This window comes from Thalassospira lucentensis, assembly GCF_032921865.1.
Classification (GTDB): Bacteria; Pseudomonadota; Alphaproteobacteria; order Rhodospirillales; family Thalassospiraceae; genus Thalassospira; species Thalassospira lucentensis_A.
Genome location: NZ_CP136684.1, coordinates 2412179 through 2433690, shown reverse-complemented (window position 1 = coordinate 2433690; position 21512 = coordinate 2412179). Strand labels below are relative to the sequence as shown.

Genomic DNA, 21512 nt, shown 5'->3' with positions numbered 1-21512 from the left:
GTGTCTGAACATTACGACCTTCTGGTCGTAGGCGGCGGCATCAATGGTGCGGGTATTGCCCGTGATGCCGCCGGTCGCGGCCTGTCCGTCCTTCTGGTCGAACAGCGCGACCTTGCCTCGGCCACCTCTTCATCCTCGACCAAACTGATCCATGGCGGCCTGCGGTATCTTGAGCATTACGAATTCCGGCTGGTGCGCGAAGCCCTGCAGGAACGCGAAGTTCTGCTGGCTGCCGCCCCGCATATCATCTGGCCGCTGACCTTTGTTCTGCCGCACCATAAAGGCCTTCGGCCCAAATGGATGCTGCGTGCCGGACTGTTTCTGTATGACCATCTGGCAAAGCGTAAACGTTTGCCGGCTTCACGCGCCCTGTCCCTGAATGGCACGGCCGAAGGCAAACCACTTCTGGACCAGTTCACCAGCGGCTTTTCCTATTCCGATTGCTGGGTCGATGATGCCAGGCTTGTGGTTTTAAACGCCCTTGATGCGCAGGCCCGCGGGGCCGTGATCAAAACCCGGACGCGCTGTGCCGCCCTTGTGCGCGGTGAGAATGACTGGACCGCGACACTGCAAACCGAAGACGGCAAGGAAACCAGTATTTCGGCGCGCGCCGTGGTCAACGCCGCAGGTCCGTGGGTGACCGAAATGGTCAACCGTGCCGGGCTTGGCGACAAGGCCGCGGGGTTGCGGCTTGTCAAAGGCAGCCATTTCATCGTGCCGCGCATTCACCCGCATGATCATTGCTATATCTTCCAGAACGGGGATGGTCGCATTGCCTTTGCCATCCCCTATCAGCAGGATTACACCCTGATCGGGACGACGGATGTGCCCTATGACGGTGATCCGGCGGATGTGAAGATCAGCGACGGTGAAATCGATTACCTGCTTGATCTGGTCAATGGTTATCTGGCGACACCGTTAACGCGGGCCGATATCGTTTGGGATTATGCCGGTGTCAGGCCGCTTTATGATGACAAGAACAGCAACGCATCGGCGGTGACGCGTGACTATGTGTTCGATCTGGATACCGGGGACGGCGATGCCCCGGCGATCCTGTCGATCTATGGTGGGAAGATCACCACCTATCGCCGGTTGGCCGAACATGCCCTGCAAAAGCTTTGTCCGGTTCTGGGCAATGATGCATCCGACTGGACCGCGACATCGGTTCTGCCGGGCGGGGATATGAGCGATGGCAATTTCGACCGCTTCCTGAGCAGTGTCAGAACGAAGTTCGGCTGGCTGCCCGAACAGATCGCCCATCGCTGGGCACGCTGTTATGGCACGCGCCTGTTTGATATTGCGCCGGATGCCAAGGCCATTGGTGATCTGGGTGCGGAAATTGCGCCCAACCTGTTCGAGGCGGAACTGCGTTTCCTGATGACGCAGGAATGGGCCCGGTCAGCCGAGGATGTCCTTTGGCGACGGACCAAGCTTGGCCTTGGCATGGAAGAAAGCGATATCAACGCGGTTCGGGACTGGTTTGCAAACCGCGCGGATCAACTTGCCGCACAGTAAGCAACCGGCAACCGGTTACTTGCGCAGATCATCCCATTTGACGAATTCGTGGGCGATGAAATCTTCCATCATCGCCCGCCACATCCGTTCGGCCATGTCTTCGTCAAAGCCATCGATGCGGCACTGGGCGCGGACCTTGGTGATCACGTCCTCGATCCGGTCTTCGTCACGCACGGCATCGCGGGTCGGTTTGATGCGCGCGGCCTGTTCGATATAATTCAACCGTTCCGCCATCAGCGCCACCAGAAGCCTGTCCACCCGATCCACATTCGCACGTACATCGGACATGGTTTCGCAGGGGTTGGCTTTGGTCGTCATCACGGCAGAACTTTCATTATTCACGAAAAATGAAAAATGGCGGTGATTATTCACTGCCATTTCATAATGTCTAATAGGCGTATTCCCGGAACAGCGGATCAACCGATCCGTTCCATTCGGTTTCATATTTATCAAGGAATTCCTCGGCCAGGGTACGGCCGCTTTCGGCGACGTCTTCGAGGCTTTCGAGGAAGTGGCTTTCATCGTCACCATAGGCATCCATGCGACCACGCGCCTTAAGCCCCTGTTTGGAGACGGCCAGCACGTCCTTGGCGAGGTCCTGAACGGTGCCGTTTTTGAACTTCGTGGCAAGGGCGGTACGCGGCACATCGTCGCGAAGGGCTTCGCGTTCGGCATGGCTGAGATCCTTGACAAGATCCCATGCGGCATCGAGTGCGACATCATCATACAGCAGACCAACCCACAGGGCCGGAAGGGCGCAGATGCGTTTCCACGGGCCACCATCCGCGCCGCGCATTTCAAGGAATTTCTTGAGGCGCACTTCGGGGAAGGCGGTCGTCATGTGATCGGACCAGTCATTCATCGTCGGGCGTTCACCCGGCAGAACGTCAAGCTTTCCGGCCATGAAATCGCGGAACGATTTGCCTGCGGCATTGATGTATTTGCCATCGCGATAAACGAAATACATCGGCACATCGAGCATGTAATCGACATAACGTTCAAAGCCAAAACCGTCTTCGAACACGAAGGGCAGCATGCCACAACGGTCCGGGTCGGTATCGGTCCAGACGTGGGATCGCGAAGACAGATAGCCACTTGGTTTGCCATCCACGAACGGGGATGCGGCAAACAGCGCGGTCGCAACCGGCTGAAGCGCCAGCGACGTTCTGAATTTCTTGATCATGTCGGCTTCGGAGGCGAAATCCAGATTGACCTGAATGGTCGAGGTCCGAAGCATCATGTCCAGGCCAAGATTGCCAACCTTGGGCATATAGTCGCGCATGATCGCGTAGCGGCCCTTGGGCATCCACGGAATATCGTCGCGTTTCCATTTCGGCTGATGACCGACACCCAGCATTTCGATATCAAGATCACCGCAGATTTCGCGGATTTCATGAAGATGCTGATGCACTTCGCCACAGGTCTGGTGAATGTTTTTAAGCGGCGCACCGGACAATTCGATCTGCCCGCCCGGTTCAAGCGAGACGGAACAGTTATCCTTGGTGAGCGCAATCACATTGCCGTTTTCAATGATCGGTTCCCAATCAAAGCGTTCGGCAAGTTGTGTCAGAAGGGTCTTTACCCCCCTCTCCCCTTCGTAAGGGATCGGGCGAAGATCGTTACGGGTAAAGGCGAATTTTTCGTGTTCTGTGCCGATGGCCCAGTCTTTTTTCGGTGTACATCCGGACTCGAACCATTCGACAAGCTGACGACGGCTTTCGATGACCGGGCTGTCGCCGGTGGAGGCGCTGACAGTCATAAGGGCTTCCCCTAATCTCTCGTGACCGGAGGTATCGACCAGTCGCCGATGCGATCCTGAAACACGGACAAAGCAGCAATTGCCGCGGTTTCGGCCCGCAAGATGCGCGGACCAAGACTTACAGGCGTTGCAAAAGGCTGTTTGCGGATGCGTTCAATTTCGTCGGCGCTAAAGCCGCCTTCGGGTCCAATCACGATTGCATGGTTAACAACATTGTCGTTGTCGATAGCCGAGCCAGCGCCCTTTGCCAATAGCTGACTTAACACTTCACCAATTGGTGAGCCCGATCCCGTCTCGTCACAGAACAGTAAATACCGGTTTTCCGGCCAGTCTGCGAGCCAATCAAGCAATTTTACCGGTGGGGCAATTTCCGGCACGCTGAGGCGTTCGCATTGCTCGGCGGCTTCGATCACCTGGGCCTGCAGACGGTCAAGGCGGACCTTGTCGGTAATGCCGTGTGCCGTGACAATCGGTTGCAGGGTACCAACGCCCATTTCGACCGACTTTTCGATCAGAAAATCAAGGCGCTGCTTTTTGATCGGGGCAAAAGCCAGGATCGGGCCGCGTTCGACAATCTGGTCACGCAATTGCCGTTCGGCGGTCACCGTGCCCTTCTTTTTGCGAAGGTGGTCGATGGTCGCCAGCCATTCGCCATCAAGACCATTAAATATCTTGATTGGCGTTCCGGGCTTGAGGCGCATCACATGTTCAAGGTAATGAGACTGTTCAGGTGCGAGTTCGATCTCGCATCCCGGCGTGATAGGATCGGAAACGAATAGGCGTTGCCGGGCGCGGGTGGCGTCATCTGTCATATATGTCCCCAGGCCGGTTATTCGGCGAAGTTCAGTTTGTTAAAGAGTTACATAGGCCAATTATGTCACAGGTCAACCAACCGATACAGAACACGAAGAACGATATGCCAGCCGATAGCTGGATCGACCGGTTCGCTCCGTTGGCAAGTCGCCCGTACCTTAAACTGGCACGACTTGACCGTCCGATTGGCACATGGCTTCTGCTTTTGCCTTGCTGGTGGTCAACCGCCATGGCAAGTGACGGCGCGCCCAGCCTGTTGATGATGGTTTATTTTGCCATTGGTGCATTGATCATGCGCGGGGCCGGTTGCGTGGTCAACGATCTGGCGGATCGCAATTTTGACGGCAGGGTCGAACGCACGGCAACCCGCCCGATCCCCAGTGGACAGGTCAGGGTCTGGCAGGCAATCGCGTTTCTGGGGCTGCTGCTTCTGATCGGGCTTGCCGTGCTGGTGCAGTTCCGGATCGAGGCGATCATTGTCGGCATCTGTTCCCTGCCGCTTGTCATCACCTATCCGTTCATGAAGCGCATTACCTATTGGCCGCAGGCGGTTCTGGGGCTGACATTTAACTGGGGGGCGCTTGTCGGCTGGGCAGCGGTCACCGGCACCGTCGCACCGGCGGCGGTTGCGATGTATGTTGCGGGCTTCTTCTGGACACTTGGTTACGACACCATATATGCCCATCAGGACAAGGATGACGACATCAAGATCGGGGTAAAGTCGCTTGCCCTTCGGCTTGGCGATGCAACCCCGCGATGGGCGATGGGATTTTATACCGTAACGACCCTTTTTCTGGGTGTTTCGGGTATGCTGGCCGGGCTGCACTGGATTTATTTCCCGCTTCTGGCACTGGCGTGTTTGCATCTGGCGTGGCAGGTTGCCACGGTCAAACTTGATGATGCCGCAAACTGCCTGAAACGGTTTAAATCAAACCGTGATTTCGGTTTGATGGTGCTGGCTGCCATCATCATTGCCAATCTGGTCGAGACCGGACTTTAGGCCCACATACGGACTGATCCACCCAATATCTGCACCATTGAAAGGCCGCCCATGATCGCACCGCTTGCCCTGATGATTGCCGGACTGATCCTTGCGGGTGTCGGGGCGCAATGGTTTGCATGGCGGGCCGGTATTCCGGCAATCGTGTTGCTGTCCATCGTCGGGCTGCTGCTGGGACCGGGAACCGATCTGATCGATCCGGTCAATGATTTCGGCACACTGTTGCAGCCCCTTGTTGCCGTCGCGGTTGCGGTGATCCTGTTTGAAGGCGGGCTTGCGCTTGATTTCCGGGAACTGACGCACAGTGTCAGTGGCGTGATCCGCCTGACGACGATTGCCCCGCTTGTCGCATGGCTGCTGGGCGCGGGGGCGGCACATTATCTGGCCGATCTTTCATGGCCGGTGGCGGCCCTGTTTGGCGGGATCATGATTGTGACAGGGCCGACGGTGATTGCGCCGCTGTTGCGTCATGCACGGTTATCCAAACGCCCGGCGACGCTTCTGAAATGGGAAGGCATCGTTAATGACCCGATCGGGGCGCTGTTTGCGGTGCTGGCCTACGAAGTCATTGTCGCCAGCCAGCATGGCAACGGGTTTGGCGCAGCAGTCGGTCATCTGGCACTTAATATCCTGCTGGCAGTCCTGATCGGCTTGGCGTTTGGCTTGGGGACGGTTCAGATTTTCAAACGCGGCTGGATCCCGGAATTCCTGAAAGCCCCGCTTGTTCTTGGCGTGCTTCTGACCTGCTTTGCGGGGGCCAATGAAATTCAGGAAGAAAGCGGCTTGCTGGCCGTAACGGTGCTGGGCCTGACAATTGGCAATGCCCATCTGATGGCGATTGATGAAATCCGCCGGTTCAAGGAAACCCTTACCGTCATTCTGGTTTCCAGCGTGTTCATCATCCTGACCGCAACGCTTGAATGGTCGATGATTGCCGAACTGACATGGGGGCACGGGCTTTTTGTTCTGGCCATGCTGTTTGTCGTGCGACCGGTTTCGGTGATCGGGTCGCTGGCATTTTCAAAGGTGACCTGGAAAGAGCGGCTTCTGGTTGGCTGGATCGCGCCGCGCGGGATTGTGGCGGTCGCGGTTTCCGGCCTGTTTGGCGCGGAGCTTGTCGAACTTGGCTATGCCGACGGGGCGCTTTTGATCCCGCTGGCCTTTGCCATGGTGTTTTCGACCGTGGTGCTGCACGGCTTTTCGATCCGGCCCATGGCCCGCCACCTTGATCTGGCCGTTAAAGGCCCACCCGGTGTTCTGATCGTTGGCGCGCATCGCTGGACGATTGATCTTGCCCGGCGTCTTGTCGAGCTCGACATTCCGGTCGTGGTTGCCGATAGCCGCTGGCACAGCATGCGTCTGGCGCGCGAGGCCGGATTGCAGACCTATTACGGGGAAGTGCTTTCGGAAGTTTTCGAACATCACCTTGATACTTCCTCGCTTGGCAAGCTGATCGCGACCACGGACAACGATGCCTATAACACGCTGGTCTGCACCGATTTCGCGCCGGAATTTGGCCGTCGCGCCGTTTTCCAGACCGGCATGCACGGATCACCCGAAGACCCGAAACGCCATAGCCAGACACTTGGCGGGCTGCCACTGTTTTCCGAGCCGATGACAACCGACGACATCCGGGAGGATTTCCGGCACGGGGCCGAAATTCGGCAAACCCGTCTGACCGACGAATTCGGATGGAATGATTTTATTGAGGTTCAGGGCGCCGAACCGCCGGTCATTGCCCTTGTCCGCGGGGCGCAGCTTCATATGGGGCCTGACATTCCCAAGGCAAAGCCGCGTGATATCTTGTTGTATCTTGGTCGCAATGCCCAAAACAGTCAGAAGCCCGACGAAAGCCCGGATGCGACTTCGCTTGCACCCGGGTCACAAAGCAAGTAAGCCCCGGCAATCAAATTCACCCTGATATGGGCCGATCATGACCGATAATGTTTTCGCCGATGCCTTGGTCCCCGAAGTCGACGATCCGCGTTTTGCCGATCTGATCGATACCTTTACCGTACCGGCACGGGTACCATTGGCGCCCGAGGTCGAAATGTATCTGGCAACGCATATCACGCCACTTTGGCAGGCGACCGAGGATATCCTTGGCGTGCTTGATATCCCGCCGCCCTATTGGGCGTTTGCATGGCCGGGCGGACAGGCGATTACGCGATACATCCTTGATCACCCGGAATTGGTCCGCGGCAAAAAGGTTCTGGATTTTGCGTGCGGTGGCGGCATGCAGGCGATTGCCTGCGTCATGGCCGGTGCGGACAGCATTCTGGCAAACGACATTGACCCGGTGGCCATTACCGCCACCCGCCTGAATGCCAAGCGCAATGGCGTTGCATTTGAAACCACGACCGAAAACTTTGTCGGCACCCAATCGGCAACCCGGCGCTGGGATGTGATTTTTGCCGGTGATGTCTGTTATCAGCAGCAAATGGCCAACGCCGTTCTGCAATGGCTGATGGGCGAGGCACGACTTGGCACGCGTGTGATCCTTGCCGATCCGGGGCGGACATATGCCCCGACACACAATATCGACGAACTTGAAACCTATGACGTGCCGGTGGATGTTGCCGTCGAGGATGTTGAAAACAAATTCACCCGGATCTGGCAGCTTTTGCCAGACCGGGAGAATTAAGTTTTCATCTTCAGCTTGCGATCTGTTTCACGCAGTCATTCAGTTCGCTGATGCCGGTGAACACGAACTGGATATTCTTTGAAATATCCTGTGTCACGCTGGTTTGTTCTTCCACTGCCGAAGCCACCGCATTGACGTAATCGCTGACCTCGTTGGCGGATGTTGAAATTTGCTGTGTCGAACTGACGACACGTTTGGTGATGCTCAGCATCGAGCTGATCTGCACTTCGATCTGATCGGTTGCCTTGGCAGTCTGGGTGGCAAGGTTTTTGACTTCCCCCGCAACCACGGCAAAACCCTTGCCCGCATCGCCGGCGCGCGCGGCCTCAATCGTTGCATTCAGGGCCAGCAGGTTTACCTGTTCAGCCAGATCACGGATGATCTGCACCACGCCGGTCATCGCTTCGGATGTTGTTTCCAACTCTCCGCGGATTTCATCGGCCATCTGGATTTTTGAAACAATGTCCGTCACGGCGATCTGGGAACGCTGCATGCTTTCGCTGATTTCCTGAATGGCTGACAGCATTTCCTCGGATGCGCTGGCGACGGCTTCGGCACTTGCGCTTGATCCTTCTGCAAGTTCTTCGGCCGTGATACGGGTCTGAACCTGTTTGGTGATGTCGGTGGCATATTTGACCACCTTGAATGGCCGACCATTCATATCTATCACCGGGTTATAGCTGGCCTGAATCCAGATTTCCCTGCCGCCCTTGCCAAAGCGTTTGAATTCCGCGACCTGATATTTCCCCTGTCCAAGAGCCGCCCAGAAATCACGATATTTGTCGCTTTTGGCATATTCCGGATCGACAAACATGCTGTGATGCTTTCCTTTGACCTCTTCGCGGGAATAGCCCATTGCATTCAGGAAATTGTCATTGGCATCAATGATCGTGCCATCCATTTCAAACGAAATAACCGCCTGCGATTTGCCGATGGCATTGATCTGGCCTGCAAAATCGGCTCTTTGTATTTTTTCGGCTGTGATGTCGGTTGCGTATTTTACAACTTTGAATGGGCGCCCGGACATATCCATGATCGGGTTGTAACTGGCCTGTATCCAGACTTCCTTCCCGTTCTTTCCAAAGCGCTGATATTCGGCCGACATATATTTGCCGTCGCGCAGCCTGGCCCAGAAATCGGCATATTCGCGGCTTTGGGCAAATTCGGGTGAAACAAACATCCGGTGATGTTTGCCCTGCACCTCGGACAACTCGTATCCCATCGCAGAAAGGAAGTTTTCATTGGCCTTAAGGATTGTACCATCCATGGAAAATTCGATCACTGCCTGGGATTTTCCGATGGCATCGACCTGTCCGGCATAATCCGCCGATCTCAGTTTACGATCGGTGATATCTGTTGCGACCTTGAATACCTTGTAAGGGACACCGCGATGGTTCAGGACCGGGTTATAGGTTGCCTGTATCCAGACTTCCTTGCCATTCTTGCCAAATCGCTGGAATTCGGCGGTAAAGAATTTACCCGCACGCAGTTTTTCCCAGAAATCCCTGTATTCGGAACTTTGGGCGTATTCTTCATCGACAAACATTTTGTGATGTTTGCCGCGAACTTCTGACAGGTCATAGCCCATCAGGTTCAGGAAATTCTGGTTCGCATCCAGTATCTTGCCATCAAGCGTGAACTCGATAGTACCCTGGGATCTTTTGATCGCTTCGACGATATGGGCATCGTCGGACCGCGCAATAAACATTTCATCCTCCCCACGAAATGGTCATTGCTGCAAAACGCAGCAATGCTGGCAGCAGAAAAACTGCGCCAGTTAATCCCCCCAAAGGATCTTTTGATTTTTCCCATTCCGATACCTCTGTTGTACCCCGAGCATCGGAATTGTATTTTCAACGAATACAACCGGATGTTTCTGGTTCATCCAATTGCAGTCATCAAAGTCTTTTTGGCTTCAGGCTGCTTTTCCCCTTTGCGAACTACATTCAAAATAAAAGCAATTTCAAATGGTTACAAAACATGAAAAAGAAAGCAACAACGTAATGGAACGATAGTTCTGATGTGGGATCATTCCACCGGGTTTAAATAGCGGCCGACCAGTTTTTTCCGCATTACAATATTATCAGTCAACCAAAGCACGAAATCGGGATGCATCGGATGACCGGCCCGCATTGCGCTATGTGCGACCATTTCCCACTGGTTCAGGGACTTGAACCGCCGTTTCGTTGCTGCGATCCCCGCAAGGGCAAAGATATCGTTCGCATCAAAAACATGCCCGGCAGTCGACTGATAGCTGCCGATCAGATCAACCGACACCCCGCAATCAAGATGCAGGTTTTTTCCGTCAATCTGCTGGTACCGGTAATGATCGGGAACAGATTCCGTTGCGTGCATGTGGGTCAGTTGCACCGCGTTCAGCCACGTCACGGCAACCCGTACACGGGTTCCGGGTGACGGGGCCAATGTTGCCGGGATCGCGCCATAGCCGGTCATATGCGCCGAATAAACGATATCGTGATGATCCATCCAGCCAACCGTGACCGGAACCGGGTCCAGATGACGCGGGGCGGCAAATTTTCGCGCCAGCTGAACCGGGGCCCGGTTGGACCCCACCGCCAGAACAGGCATTCGTCCGGCGATGGCATCCTTAATACTGTCGCCCGGAAGGGCCATAACCGCACCATCGACAAACAGGAAGTCATGATCCGGCGCGGTATAGGGATATAAAAACGCGCGCAGGAGATCCTGCGCGCGTGGGTGTTTTTCAATCGGTTCCGGTTTTAAGGCCGGTTCAGCCTTCAACGACGCGATAGCGGCAATTGCAGTTATCAACGTGCTGCCAAGCCAGTTTCGACCAAGCCTTTTCGGCATCCTTGAAGGTCGCAAACGGGCCGTGGCGTTCTTCTTCGCCGCCGACCGGCTTTTCGAAATCGGTGGTTTCGTATTCGCCACCGACAACCCAGTATTCTTCGAGACGTTCGATGCGGTAACGCGAATTGGCGTCGTCAACCGACTGCCAGGCCATCTTGGACCATTCTTTTTCCGCGTCTTCGAAGCTGCCAAACGGACCGACTTTGGTTTCTTCGCCGATCGGCTTGTCAAAACCGGTATCCTGATAGGTGCCCCCGATAACCCAGTACTTGGCCATCTGTGCGTCCTTCATGCTTTGGTGAATGTCGACAGGCCGCACAGGGTGGTGCTGCGCAACCCGGTTTCTTGCCCCTGTATAACCAAATCCGTCTGCAACCGACACCACCAATTTGGTCAATATTGCCATTCAGTCGACGCATAGACGACCAGAAGGCGACAATTTTCCTTTTTATTCTGACTGTTCGCTCTGCCGGATCGCCGCTTTGGACGGCAGATATCCCAAATGATTTGGTGGGCACAAAGAGCAAAAGGAAAACAAAATGAACATAACACATATCAAGCGTGCCGGTCTTGCTGGCGTTATTTCGATCACCGCGGCCCTGTCTGCCTGCGGAACACCATCGGCGACCCCGGATATTGATGTTCAAAGTGACGACATGGAAGAAGCCACCGCGACGGTTATTGCTTCGGGATACAGCCCGTTAACCGGCACCGCATTGGTCAATACGATCAATGATCAGACCTTTTCCTATCGTGACGAGGGCAAGGAAACCAATGTGAATGTCACCTATTTCCAGAATGGCATGGCATCAATCACCTGGATTGACGAGGACGGTGATCGCGGTATGCGCGAAAAACTCTGGACCATCGAACAGGGGCAATATCTGTGCCTTTGGGGCCAGGATGAGGAAGATGATTGCATGTCCGTCCTGACCAAGGCGGGGCAGCTGGCAACCATCGATAATGATGGAAACGTCGCCTATTACACCAATCGTTCCTCGTAATTTTCCGGTCTGGCATCCACTCCCTTTGACTTCCGGAAGGGAGTGGATGCTGGACATCGCGTCTGCACCGTATTAATTCGTGAAACAACAGATTTATTGTTGGCACGGTTTGTTGCTGGTCCGGCTATTGCCAGCTTTGACCGACCGATTTCACAGATTGCGGTGCCCATGCCCTATCAATCCCTTCGCGACTTCATCGACGAGCTTGAAAAGACAGACCGTCTGGTCCGGGTTAGCGAACCGGTTTCCCCCTATCTTGAGATGACGGAAATCCAGACGCGCCTTCTGGCCGAAGGTGGCCCGGCGGTCCTGTTTGAAAATGTCATTGGCGAGGATGGCCAGAAATACGACATGCCGGTTCTGGTGAACCTTTTTGGCACCGTGGACCGCGTGGCGGCAGGCATGAACCGCAAGCCCGAAGAATTGCGCGAAGTCGGCGAGACGCTGGCGTTTCTCAAACAGCCCGAACCACCCGGAAGCCTCAAGGAAGCATTTTCAATGCTGCCGCTGGCCAAGACCGTGATGGCGATGAAGCCCAAAACGGTTTCCAAGGCCCCGTGTCAGGAAATCGTCCTTAAGGGCGATGACATTGACCTTTCAAAATTGCCGATCCAGTCATGCTGGCCGGGTGAACCGGCCCCGCTGATCACGTGGCCGCTGGTTGTGACCCAAGGCCCGACCGCCAACGAAAAGGGCGGTGACAAACGCGATGTGTTCAATCTTGGCATCTATCGCATGCAGGTTCTGGGCAAGAACAAGGCGATCATGCGCTGGCTGAAACATCGTGGCGGGGCGCAGCATCATGCGCGCTGGAAAAAGGAAAAGCGCGATCCGTTGCCGGCTGCCATCGTGCTGGGTGCCGATCCGGGTACGATCCTTGCCGCGGTGACCCCGGTTCCCGATACGCTTTCGGAATATCAGTTTGCCGGATTGCTGCGCGGGGAAAAGGTCGAGCTGGTTGATTGCAAAACCGTTCCGCTGAAAGTCCCGGCGACGGCAGAAATCATTCTGGAAGGCTATGTGTCGCTGGATGAATATGCGCCCGAAGGGCCGTATGGCGACCATACCGGTTATTATAACTCGGTCGAGGAATTCCCGGTATTCACCCTGACCGCGATTACCATGCGCAAAAAGCCGATCTATCTGTCGACCTTTACCGGTCGCCCGCCAGATGAGCCATCGGTCCTTGGCGAGGCATTGAACGATGTTTTCGTGCCGCTATTGCAGCAGCAATTCCCGGAAATCGTCGATTTCTGGCTGCCGCCCGAAGGATGTTCGTATCGCATCGCGGTCGTATCGATGAAGAAAGCCTATCCGGGGCATGCCAAGCGCGTGATGATGGGTGTGTGGTCGTTCCTGCGGCAATTCATGTATACGAAATTTGTTATTGTCGTGGATGACGATATTGATGTGCGCGACTGGAAAGACGTGATGTGGGCGATTTCAACCCGCATGGACCCGGTGCGCGACATCACCACCGTGACCGAAACACCGATCGATTATCTTGATTTCGCATCACCCGAAAGCGGCCTTGGCGGCAAGCTTGGCCTTGACGCGACCAACAAGCTGCCCCCCGAAACCCACCGGGAATGGGGCGAAAAGATTTTCATGGAAGACGAGATTATCGACCGGGTTGATGCCAAATGGGACCGGTACGGATTGCCGGGATCGGGCAAGAAAATCTGGCGGGATTAATTTAAAAGGCGGATCACAAAATGATCCGCCTTTTCTTTTTCAGTTCCGGAAGAACAGCCAATGCTGTCCGTCATCAGATGGTTTGTCCGACCAGAAAAACTGTGGCGCGTCGCACATGAAGTCGTCGATCCGGACGGCAACATTGCAAAGATCGCCATCTCCCATGACATCACGCATGTATTCGGGATCGTTGACCTGCCAGCTCATGACCGGCGGGGCGGTTTTATCGTCAATGCAAAGGGCATATTGTTCGGACTGGGCGAACGGAATCTGCTTTAATTCGGAATGCGCCTGCCCCTTGTGATTGGTCACCATCAGGACATCGAAAAACGGTCCTTCGGGATTGTCACGATCCACCCAGCCGACGATCTGGTCATTGACATCGTCACAGGTAAAATCCCCGACAAGAACCTGATGACGGTTTTGCGCGGCATATTGTCCAGCCTGAATGCGCATTTCGCGATAAAGATCATTGGCCGTTACCGGTGCAGCCGCCATATCGTTTGGTGCCGCAGTTTCGGCTTCTTGCGCATCAGCTTGCAACATCGTCAGGGAAGTGCCCAGAAGCAGTGTTGCCACAAACAGGTTTCGCACGTATGTTTCCCGTCATTTTTTACAGGTTTCCGGTTTTTCCCGGTTCGGATTTCAGGTCATAATAGCAACTTGCGAAGAAAAAATGACCAAAGATCGGCTTTCGCTCAATGGTTCATTCAAATGTGCGTCAGACGGTATCTGGTTGGGTCTTTCTAGCGATTGCCTTTTCTTGCCCTTTGCGAAAAGCGATCAGCCTGCCTATAACCATAGGAAACCACATTCCGATCAAAGGGAGCTTCCATGCCCAAAACCGACATGACACTCGATCGCATCACCGACCTGCTGGCGCGTGCAAAAAAGGCGGGTGCCGACGATGCGGATGCCGTTTATGTCGAAGGCACGTCACTTTCGGTATCCCAGCGACTGGGCAAGATGGAGAAGCTTGAACGATCCGAAGGTGCCGATCTTGGCCTGCGTGTTCTGATCGGCAAGCAGCAGGCAGTTGTGTCGTCATCCGACACCAGCGAAAGCGCATTGAAAGAACTGGTCGAGCGCGCCGTCGCCATGGCGAAAAACGCCCCCGAGGACCCGTTCTGCGGCATTGCCGACCCATCCGAACTGGCCGAAACATTTGACGTCGAGGCGCTTGAGCTTTGCGAGCCGGGTGAAGTCAGCCAGGAAAAGCTGATTGCATGGGCCACCGCCTGTGAAGAAGCCGCAAGGTCGGTTGAAGGCATCACCAATTCCGAGGGCGCCGACGCCGGTTGGGGAACCCATCAGATCACGCTTGCCGCGACCAACGGCTTTGCCAATTCCTATGCCGGCAGCGGCAGCCACATTTCCGTATCCGTCCTTGCCGGAACCGGCACCGGCATGGAACGCGATTATGACTATGACAGTGCGGTCTTTTCGACCGATCTGCGCGATCCGGTCGATATCGGCCTTAAGGCCGCCGAAAAGACCCTGAAACGTTTGAACCCGCGCAAGGTCAAAAGCACGCAGGTCCCGGTAATCTATGATCCACGCGTTTCCGCATCCCTCGTCGGGCATCTGGCCGGTGCAATCAACGGATCGGGCATTGCGCGCGGCACCAGTTTCCTTCTGGATGCCATGGGCAAGGAAATCTTTGCGCCGGGGATCAACATCATTGACAATCCGCACCGCAAGCGTGGCCTGCGCTCCAAACCGTTTGACGCCGAAGGTGTTGCCAACGAAAAGCGCCATCTGATTGAAAATGGCGTTCTGAAAACCTGGATCATGGATTTGCGATCGGCCCGCCAGCTTGGCCTGAAATCAACCGGCAACGCATCGCGCGGTGCCGGAAGCCTGCCGGGACCGTCGACCACCAACCTTTACATGGAACCGGGCACCATATCGCCCGCCGACATGATCAAGGACATCAAACAGGGCCTTTACATCACCGAGATGATCGGCAGCAGCGTTAATGGCGTGACCGGCGATTATTCGCGGGGTGCATCGGGCTTCTGGATCGAAAATGGTGAACTGGCTTATCCGGTTTCCGAAATCACGGTTGCCGGTAACCTTAAAGACATGTTCAAAACGGCCGTACCGGCCAATGACCTGACCTTCAAATACGGCACCAATGCCCCGACAATCCGGGTTGATGGCATGACGCTGGCCGGGCAATAAGTTCGAAAATCAATCTGCGGCGATTTGCAACAGGGGTGTGTTTTGCGCATCCCTGTTTTCGTTTTGGCGGCCATTGCATTGGTCGGCATAGGCCTGTGGCACCATAACCCGTACCGGATAGGGTGAAAGGCTGATTTCGCATGGCAGCTTGCCGGCACTTTCGCCGTCAATCTGCAAGGGTGCCGGGCCGCAATGGCTGGTGATGGTCAGTCGTTCGGTCTGTACGACCGATACATCGGTTTGCGCGTGCAACCGATTCAGGGTCAAAGCAATCCCGTATCGCGCCAGCGCCATAAAGCCGCTTCCGGGCATCAGCACGACATCAAGGCTGTTATCGGTCAGTTTGGCATCAGGTGAAATAACGAACGCCCCGCCGTAATGCTTGGCATGTGTCGCAACCACACCGGCGACGCGATATTGTTCGCGCCCGATATTAACCTCGAAATCGCGGTGATGCGGAAAGATGATATTGCGGAGCCCTTCGATAACATATGCCCCCTTGCCGATCAGTCTTTTAAGTTTTAGCGACACATTTGCGACGGTATCGGCATCCGCCCCCATGCCGACCATCAAAAAGAACGCACGGCCATTGACCAGACCGGGCCGTACCCAGACCTGGGCCGGGTTGTTGATGTAATCGGCAATTGCCTGCGCGCGGATTTCAAGCCCGACCTCGACCGCCAGAACATTGGCCGTTCCCAGCGGAATGATGCCAAGCGGCGGGACTTCGTGGCCTTCGATCTGCGCATCAAGCAAACCGTTCAGGGCCTCGTTCAGCGACCCATCCCCGCCGGCAACAAAAAGCCGTTGATGGGCACGAACCTTGCGCGCCAGTTCACGGGCATGACCGGGATGGGTTGTCTGTAACAATTCAACCTTTATGCCAGCCTTCTGTAAAATGCTTGAAAGGAACCGCTGTTTGTTTCCGCCTGCACGCGGATTGAAGATGACCGTTACCCCGTCATGGGTCATTGCGAAAAACTTTCGAAATAAAAATGAAACATTACTTTCGCGTTCCCTTTATACAAAATGAAATATGTAACAGGATATTGACAGAACCGATAAATTTATATGAACGGGTTATATATTCGCGCCATTTGTTTTAAACAATTACTGGTTGGGGACAGTATCCGGCATGTAAAACCGTCGGATTCCAGCCGTCCTTATGGCAGGATACGGAGGAGCGGCAATGACAGCGATGACGCTGCAACCGCATTACCGCACGGTCTGGATTTCAGACGTCCATCTCGGAACACGTGGATGTCAGGCAGATCTTCTTTTGGATTTCCTCAATGAAGTAACGGCAGATACCTATTATCTGGTTGGCGATATCATTGACGGCTGGCGGCTTAAGAAAAGCTGGTACTGGCCCGAAAGCCACCATGCCGTGATCACCACAATCATGGACAAGGCCAAAAATGGCGCGAAGGTCATCTTTGTGCCCGGCAACCATGATGAATTCGCCCGCGAGTTTGTCGACATGACCTTCGGGCATGTCGAAGTCAAGATGAACGACATTCACGAGACGGCGGATGGCAGAAAGCTTCTGATCATTCATGGCGACGAGTTTGATGGTGTCGTCAAATATGCCAAGTGGCTCGCCTATCTTGGGGATACGGCCTACAACCTCGCAATTGTCCTGAACCGTTACTACAACGGCATTCGCCGCCGATTGGGTTACGGATACTGGTCGCTATCGGCCTATCTTAAAAACCGGGTCAAGAACGCGGTCCAGTTCGTCTGCAATTTCGAAAATGCCGTCGCGCACGAAGCCGCCAAACGCAAGGTGGATGGCGTGGTTTGCGGCCATATACATCACGCCGAAAAGCGGATGATTGGCGATGTGCTGTATTGCAATGACGGCGACTGGGTCGAAAGCTGCACCGCGCTTGTCGAAGACAAGACCGGAAAACTTGAACTGCTTTACTGGGCGGATATGCGCCAGATGGCGATGACACATTCCCAACCCGGCCGCGATGCTGCCAGTGCGCCGTCCCTTGGACTTGGCAAGCTGATGTCGCTGTTCCGGATTGCCGGGGAAAGTACCCGCACCGCGTCCCGCAGTTCCAAAAAGAACAGCGGCACGCCGATTGGAAAGACCGCATGAGAATATTGATCGTATCCGATGCCTGGTACCCCCAGGTAAATGGAGTAGTGCGCACCCTTGAAACCGTGCGCAACGAACTGGGCGAGATGGGGCACGATGTCCATATCATCTCGCCCGATCAATTCCGGACGATCCCCTGCCCTACCTATCCGGAAATCAGACTGGCTCTGTTTGCCAAACGCAAGCTTGCCCGGATGATTGATGCCCTGCAGCCGGTTGCCATCCATATCGCAACCGAAGGCCCGCTGGGTCAGGCGGCACGCGCTTATTGCCTGAAACGCGAACTGCCGTTTTCATCGGCCTATCACACCCGGTTCCCGGAATATCTGCATGCGCGGACGCGCCTGCCGCTTTCGATTTCCTATCGCGGGATGCGGCGGTTCCATAACAAATCACAATCGGTCATGGTGGCCACGGAATCGCTTCGCGAAGAACTGGCGGATCGCGGTTTTAACAAGCTGAATATCTGGTCACGCGGTGTCGATCTTAACCTGTTCAAGCCGCGACCGGATGCAAGTTTCGGGGATTTCCCCAAACCGCACTGGCTGTTTGTTGGCCGGGTGGCGGTTGAAAAGAATATCGGACATTTTCTGGATCTTGACCTGCCGGGGACAAAATTCGTTGTCGGTGACGGGCCGCAACTGACGGAACTGAAATCGAAATATCCGAATGCGCAGTTCCTTGGCAAAAAAATCGGCGAGGAATTGGCAATCGCCTTTGCGTCAGCAGATGTTTTTGTCTTCCCGAGCAAAACCGATACCTTCGGCCTTGTTATCCTTGAGGCCCTGGCATCGGGAACCCCGGTTGCGGTATTCCCGGTTCAGGGACCAGCCGATATCGTGCGCGGGACCAAGGCAGGCGCGATTGACGCCGACCTTCGCGAAGCCGCCATGGCAGCCCTTGAGCTTGACGGTAAAGACGCCCGTGCATTGGCGGAACAATATAGCTGGCGCAATTCAGCCAACCAGTTCCTGCACAATCTGGCACCGTTTTCGGGCGGGTTTGACGGGGCTGCAGCCAAACGTCTGACTGTTGAAGACATCACCGAGGTGAAAGCATCGGTGGAACCGGCAATCGCCATGCCCGTGGAACAACCGGCGCAGTAATCTGCGCCGGTGTTTTATCTGGCGACCGGAGAAACGTCCTGTGGGGCATCCTTGCCACGCAGGCTTCGACGCAGAATGCCATATGCCAGCATCGCATTGATCGCATCCGTCCCGAGCCAGCGACGGAACGGTTTCAGTGCGATGTAAACCGGTCGAATAACCCCCACGATATGAGACAGCGGTTTCATTTGCGGCGCGGTCATGCCGGTTACCACGAGATATGCCCGCCATCCGGCACGCAAAAGATCAGTACGACGTTTGAAGCCGCGCTGGATGGAAAACAGAAACAGAAGGACATCGCGCGCCTGCGCGTCGGGCAATGGCATGCGTTTGTTGGGATCTTCTTCGAAATCGATGAAGCCGATCCTGCCATCATCACGGATGGTCATGTTGCGCAGAAGGGGCGCACCATGGGTAAAGCCGCTGCTGTGCAAATCGGCCAAGGCGGCCCCGGCTTTGGCAATCAGTTCGGCAACACGGTCTTCATCACCGGCCTTTACCGCATCGCTGATGACGGTTTGCAAAATGGCCCCATTATCCCCGATTGCAATCCAGTTGTCTGTGACCGCCAGAAGATCGGGAACCAGAACACCCGCCTTCGTCAAGGCATGAATTATTTCAGCCTCGCTCGCCAGACCGGCCTTGCCGCCGGGCGATACGGTCGGGCGCAACATCGGTATCCGCGTCAGGGTCGCGATCAACCGCTGCAGGCGATGCCAGCCCTTTTCCTTTGGCGGAACGGCCTGCTTGACCCAGATACGGCGCCCGGCCCAACGCAGCGGAAAAACACGTGCGCCCACACCTTGCGCAATCGTCTGTTCCACGAACACGTGGAGTTGCTCTGTCATTTTTTTATCTTATATGTCGTTTTTCGTGGCCTGCTTTCCGGCAGGCCCTATTAGTATCAGTCAAGTCAAGTTGCTGCGGCTTGCCGCACCTGCCCGGGCATGCTAGCAACAGCCCGGAAAGATTAAGACATTCATGATGCTTACTCCATATAGATAGTGTCAGGCTGACACAATCGGAAATGGCGTCACACGACCGGGAAGAATTCATTGCCAAAGCATTCGCTAGATCGCACGACAGAACATTGGAACACATTGCCAATGATCAAACGCATCGTTAAGGATGCGGTTGCCCCCTATTTCGGCAAGATTGTTCTGGCTTTGGTTTGCATGGCGCTTATGGCGGCGGCAACCGGCGGCTATGCCTATCTGATGGACCCGGTGATCAACGAGGTCTTCGTCAAAAAGAACCCGGCGATGCTGGTCCCTGTCGGGGTTGCCGTCCTTGCAGCCTTCGCGCTGAAAGGCTTTGCCAATTACGGGCAATCGGTTCTGATGAGCTATGTCGGCGGTCGTATTCTTGCCGATATTCAGAACAAGCTTTACGAGCATGTCATCCGCCTTGATATCGGATTTTTCCACAGCACCAACACCGGCAAACTGATCACGCGCTTTACCAGTGATATCACCGCAATGCGTGCGGCCGTTTCCGTATCGCTGACCGGTTTTGGCAAGGACTTTCTGACCGCCATCGTTCTGATTGGCGTCATGTTCTATCAGGATTGGCAGCTTGCGATCATTGCCTTTACCGTTTTTCCCGCCGCCATCCTGCCAATTGCCCGTCTGGGTCGGCGCATGCGCAAGGTTTCGGCCAATACGCAACAGCAGATCGGTGAATTTGCGACCCTCTTGGAACAGACTTTTCAGGGTGTCCGTCATGTCAAAGCCTATGGCATGGAACCCTATGAATGTTCACGGATGGAAAAGCTTGTCGAAACCGTTTTCGATCTGAGCTTCAAGGCGCAGAAAGTCAGCGCACGTTCGTCCCCCATCATGGAAACACTGGGCGGGGCCGCGATCACGACCATCATTATTTACGGCGGCAGCCGCGTCATTGACGGGGCAAGCGACCCGGGCAGTTTCTTTTCGTTCATCACCGCCCTGTTGCTGGCATATGAACCGGTCAAGCGCCTTGCCAATATCAATATCAACCTGCAGGCCGGTCTTGCAGCATCCCAGCGCGTGTTTACCGTTCTTGATATCGAACCGGAAATTCGCGATGCCGATGATGCCAAAACGCTTGAGGTCAAGGGCGGCGCCATCCAGTTCAAGGATGTCGCGTTTTCCTATAATGATGAAACGACCGCATTACACGATATCAGCCTTGATATCGAAGCCGGTCAGACGATCGCGCTTGTCGGGCCCTCGGGTGCCGGTAAATCGACGATCCTGAACCTGATCCCGCGATTTTACGACATCAATGCAGGTGCGATCACCATTGACGGTCAGGATATCCGCGATGTGACACTGGAAAGCCTGCGTTCGGCAACCGCACTGGTCAGTCAGGAAATCACGCTGTTCGATGATACGGTCCGATCCAACATTGCCTATGGCCGGTTTGGTGCGACCGACGCCGAAATCGAAGAAGCCGCCCGCCACGCGGCAGCGCATGATTTCATCCTGCAACTTGAAAACGGTTATGACACCATTGTCGGAGAACATGGTGTGAAGCTTTCGGGCGGGCAGCGCCAGCGTATTGCGATTGCGCGGGCAATGTTGAAAAATGCCCCGATCCTGCTTCTGGACGAGGCGACGTCGGCTCTTGATACGGAATCGGAACGCCATATTCAGGGTGCCCTGACCGAACTTATGAAGGGTCGCACAACGCTTGTTATTGCGCATCGCCTGTCGACAATTATTGATGCCGACAAAATTTGCGTTATTCAGAACGGACGCGTCACGGAACAGGGACGTCATGAAGAATTGCTTGCACTGGGAGGGGCTTACGCCAATCTCTATAATCTGCAATTCTCGGAAGAAACCGAAAATCAGGCCTAAAACATTCGGG

General features: G+C 55.1%; 19 protein-coding genes. 10 read left to right on the top strand and 9 right to left on the bottom strand.

The features are described from left to right. A complete protein-coding gene (gene glpD / locus R1T41_RS11795) occupies positions 1-1515 on the top strand; it encodes a glycerol-3-phosphate dehydrogenase (protein WP_317337203.1) in 1515 nt (504 codons plus the stop codon). A 15-nt stretch (positions 1516-1530) separates the two neighbouring features. On the opposite strand, the gene R1T41_RS11790 is transcribed toward glpD, so the two are convergent. The 3 genes from R1T41_RS11790 to R1T41_RS11780 all read right to left on the bottom strand — a co-directional run bounded on the left by R1T41_RS11790 (position 1531) and on the right by R1T41_RS11780 (position 4086). Then, positions 1531-1833 (bottom strand): chorismate mutase, encoded by a 303-nt coding sequence (locus R1T41_RS11790; protein WP_037991166.1) that lies wholly within the window; start codon positions 1831-1833, stop codon positions 1531-1533. A gap of 70 nt (positions 1834-1903) precedes the next feature. Further along, positions 1904-3274, bottom strand: a complete 1371-nt coding sequence (locus R1T41_RS11785) for a glutamate--cysteine ligase (RefSeq protein ID WP_062950611.1) — start codon at positions 3272-3274, stop codon at positions 1904-1906. 11 nt (positions 3275-3285) lie between these two features. Then, positions 3286-4086 (bottom strand): 16S rRNA (uracil(1498)-N(3))-methyltransferase, encoded by an 801-nt coding sequence (locus tag R1T41_RS11780; protein WP_317337202.1) that lies wholly within the window; start codon positions 4084-4086, stop codon positions 3286-3288. A gap of 62 nt (positions 4087-4148) precedes the next feature. On the opposite strand from R1T41_RS11780, the gene ubiA reads away from it, so the two are divergent. Genes ubiA through R1T41_RS11765 form a run of 3 tightly spaced genes read left to right on the top strand, consistent with a single transcriptional unit; the run spans position 4149 to position 7731 of the window. Then, entirely contained in the window at positions 4149-5087 is a 939-nt protein-coding gene (ubiA, locus tag R1T41_RS11775; RefSeq protein WP_411045422.1) for a 4-hydroxybenzoate octaprenyltransferase, read from the top strand. A 51-nt stretch (positions 5088-5138) separates the two neighbouring features. Next, the gene (locus R1T41_RS11770) at positions 5139-6983 is read left to right on the top strand and encodes a sodium:proton antiporter (protein WP_317337199.1); all 1845 of its coding nucleotides are present in this window, start codon (positions 5139-5141) and stop codon (positions 6981-6983) included. Positions 6984-7020: 37 nt separating this feature from the next. Further along, the gene (locus tag R1T41_RS11765) at positions 7021-7731 is read left to right on the top strand and encodes a class I SAM-dependent methyltransferase (protein WP_062950626.1); all 711 of its coding nucleotides are present in this window, start codon (positions 7021-7023) and stop codon (positions 7729-7731) included. A 10-nt stretch (positions 7732-7741) separates the two neighbouring features. Here R1T41_RS11765 and R1T41_RS11760 read toward each other — a convergent pair whose 3' ends face one another. The 3 genes from R1T41_RS11760 to R1T41_RS11750 form a co-directional block, all read right to left on the bottom strand. Further along, on the bottom strand, positions 7742-9439 hold the full coding sequence (locus tag R1T41_RS11760) for a PAS domain-containing methyl-accepting chemotaxis protein (protein ID WP_317337198.1): 1698 nt from the start codon (positions 9437-9439) through the stop codon (positions 7742-7744). A gap of 320 nt (positions 9440-9759) precedes the next feature. Continuing rightward, positions 9760-10494, bottom strand: coding sequence for a hypothetical protein (locus tag R1T41_RS11755; RefSeq protein WP_317337196.1), 735 nt, complete (start codon positions 10492-10494; stop codon positions 9760-9762). Next, positions 10484-10840, bottom strand: coding sequence for a DUF4170 domain-containing protein (locus tag R1T41_RS11750; RefSeq protein WP_007091209.1), 357 nt, complete (start codon positions 10838-10840; stop codon positions 10484-10486). Before R1T41_RS11750 ends, R1T41_RS11755 begins: the two co-directional genes overlap by 11 nt. 262 nt (positions 10841-11102) lie before the next feature. Here R1T41_RS11750 and R1T41_RS11745 point away from each other — a divergent pair, with 262 nt between their 5' ends. Both R1T41_RS11745 and R1T41_RS11740 read left to right on the top strand, forming a co-directional pair. Continuing rightward, positions 11103-11567, top strand: a complete 465-nt coding sequence (locus R1T41_RS11745) for a hypothetical protein (protein WP_297011743.1) — start codon at positions 11103-11105, stop codon at positions 11565-11567. 168 nt (positions 11568-11735) lie between these two features. Then, positions 11736-13262 carry a UbiD family decarboxylase gene (locus R1T41_RS11740; protein WP_317341575.1) on the top strand — a complete coding sequence of 509 codons (1527 nt, stop codon included), beginning with the start codon at positions 11736-11738 and terminating at the stop codon, positions 13260-13262. 39 nt (positions 13263-13301) lie between these two features. On the opposite strand, the gene R1T41_RS11735 is transcribed toward R1T41_RS11740, so the two are convergent. Continuing rightward, the gene (locus tag R1T41_RS11735) at positions 13302-13856 is read right to left on the bottom strand and encodes a hypothetical protein (RefSeq protein WP_317337194.1); all 555 of its coding nucleotides are present in this window, start codon (positions 13854-13856) and stop codon (positions 13302-13304) included. A 240-nt stretch (positions 13857-14096) separates the two neighbouring features. Here R1T41_RS11735 and R1T41_RS11730 point away from each other — a divergent pair, with 240 nt between their 5' ends. After that, positions 14097-15446 carry a TldD/PmbA family protein gene (locus R1T41_RS11730; RefSeq protein ID WP_317337193.1) on the top strand — a complete coding sequence of 450 codons (1350 nt, stop codon included), beginning with the start codon at positions 14097-14099 and terminating at the stop codon, positions 15444-15446. Between the two features lie 9 nt (positions 15447-15455). Here the strand turns inward: R1T41_RS11730 and R1T41_RS11725 are convergent, their stop codons facing one another. Next, on the bottom strand, positions 15456-16418 hold the full coding sequence (locus R1T41_RS11725) for a diacylglycerol/lipid kinase family protein (RefSeq protein ID WP_062958588.1): 963 nt from the start codon (positions 16416-16418) through the stop codon (positions 15456-15458). 217 nt (positions 16419-16635) lie between these two features. Between R1T41_RS11725 and R1T41_RS11720 the strand changes: the two genes are divergently transcribed. Both R1T41_RS11720 and R1T41_RS11715 read left to right on the top strand, forming a co-directional pair. Further along, positions 16636-17553, top strand: a complete 918-nt coding sequence (locus R1T41_RS11720) for a UDP-2,3-diacylglucosamine diphosphatase (RefSeq protein ID WP_007091217.1) — start codon at positions 16636-16638, stop codon at positions 17551-17553. Continuing rightward, positions 17550-18659 carry a glycosyltransferase family 4 protein gene (locus R1T41_RS11715; protein WP_114111621.1) on the top strand — a complete coding sequence of 370 codons (1110 nt, stop codon included), beginning with the start codon at positions 17550-17552 and terminating at the stop codon, positions 18657-18659. Before R1T41_RS11720 ends, R1T41_RS11715 begins: the two co-directional genes overlap by 4 nt. A 14-nt stretch (positions 18660-18673) precedes the next feature. Here R1T41_RS11715 and R1T41_RS11710 read toward each other — a convergent pair whose 3' ends face one another. Beyond that, positions 18674-19507: a lipopolysaccharide kinase InaA family protein gene (locus tag R1T41_RS11710; RefSeq protein WP_317337192.1), complete on the bottom strand. Its 834-nt coding sequence runs from the start codon at positions 19505-19507 to the stop codon at positions 18674-18676. Positions 19508-19765: 258 nt separating this feature from the next. On the opposite strand from R1T41_RS11710, the gene R1T41_RS11705 reads away from it, so the two are divergent. Continuing rightward, entirely contained in the window at positions 19766-21502 is a 1737-nt protein-coding gene (locus R1T41_RS11705) for an ABC transporter ATP-binding protein (protein WP_007091220.1), read from the top strand. Positions 21503-21512: the final 10 nt, after the last annotated feature.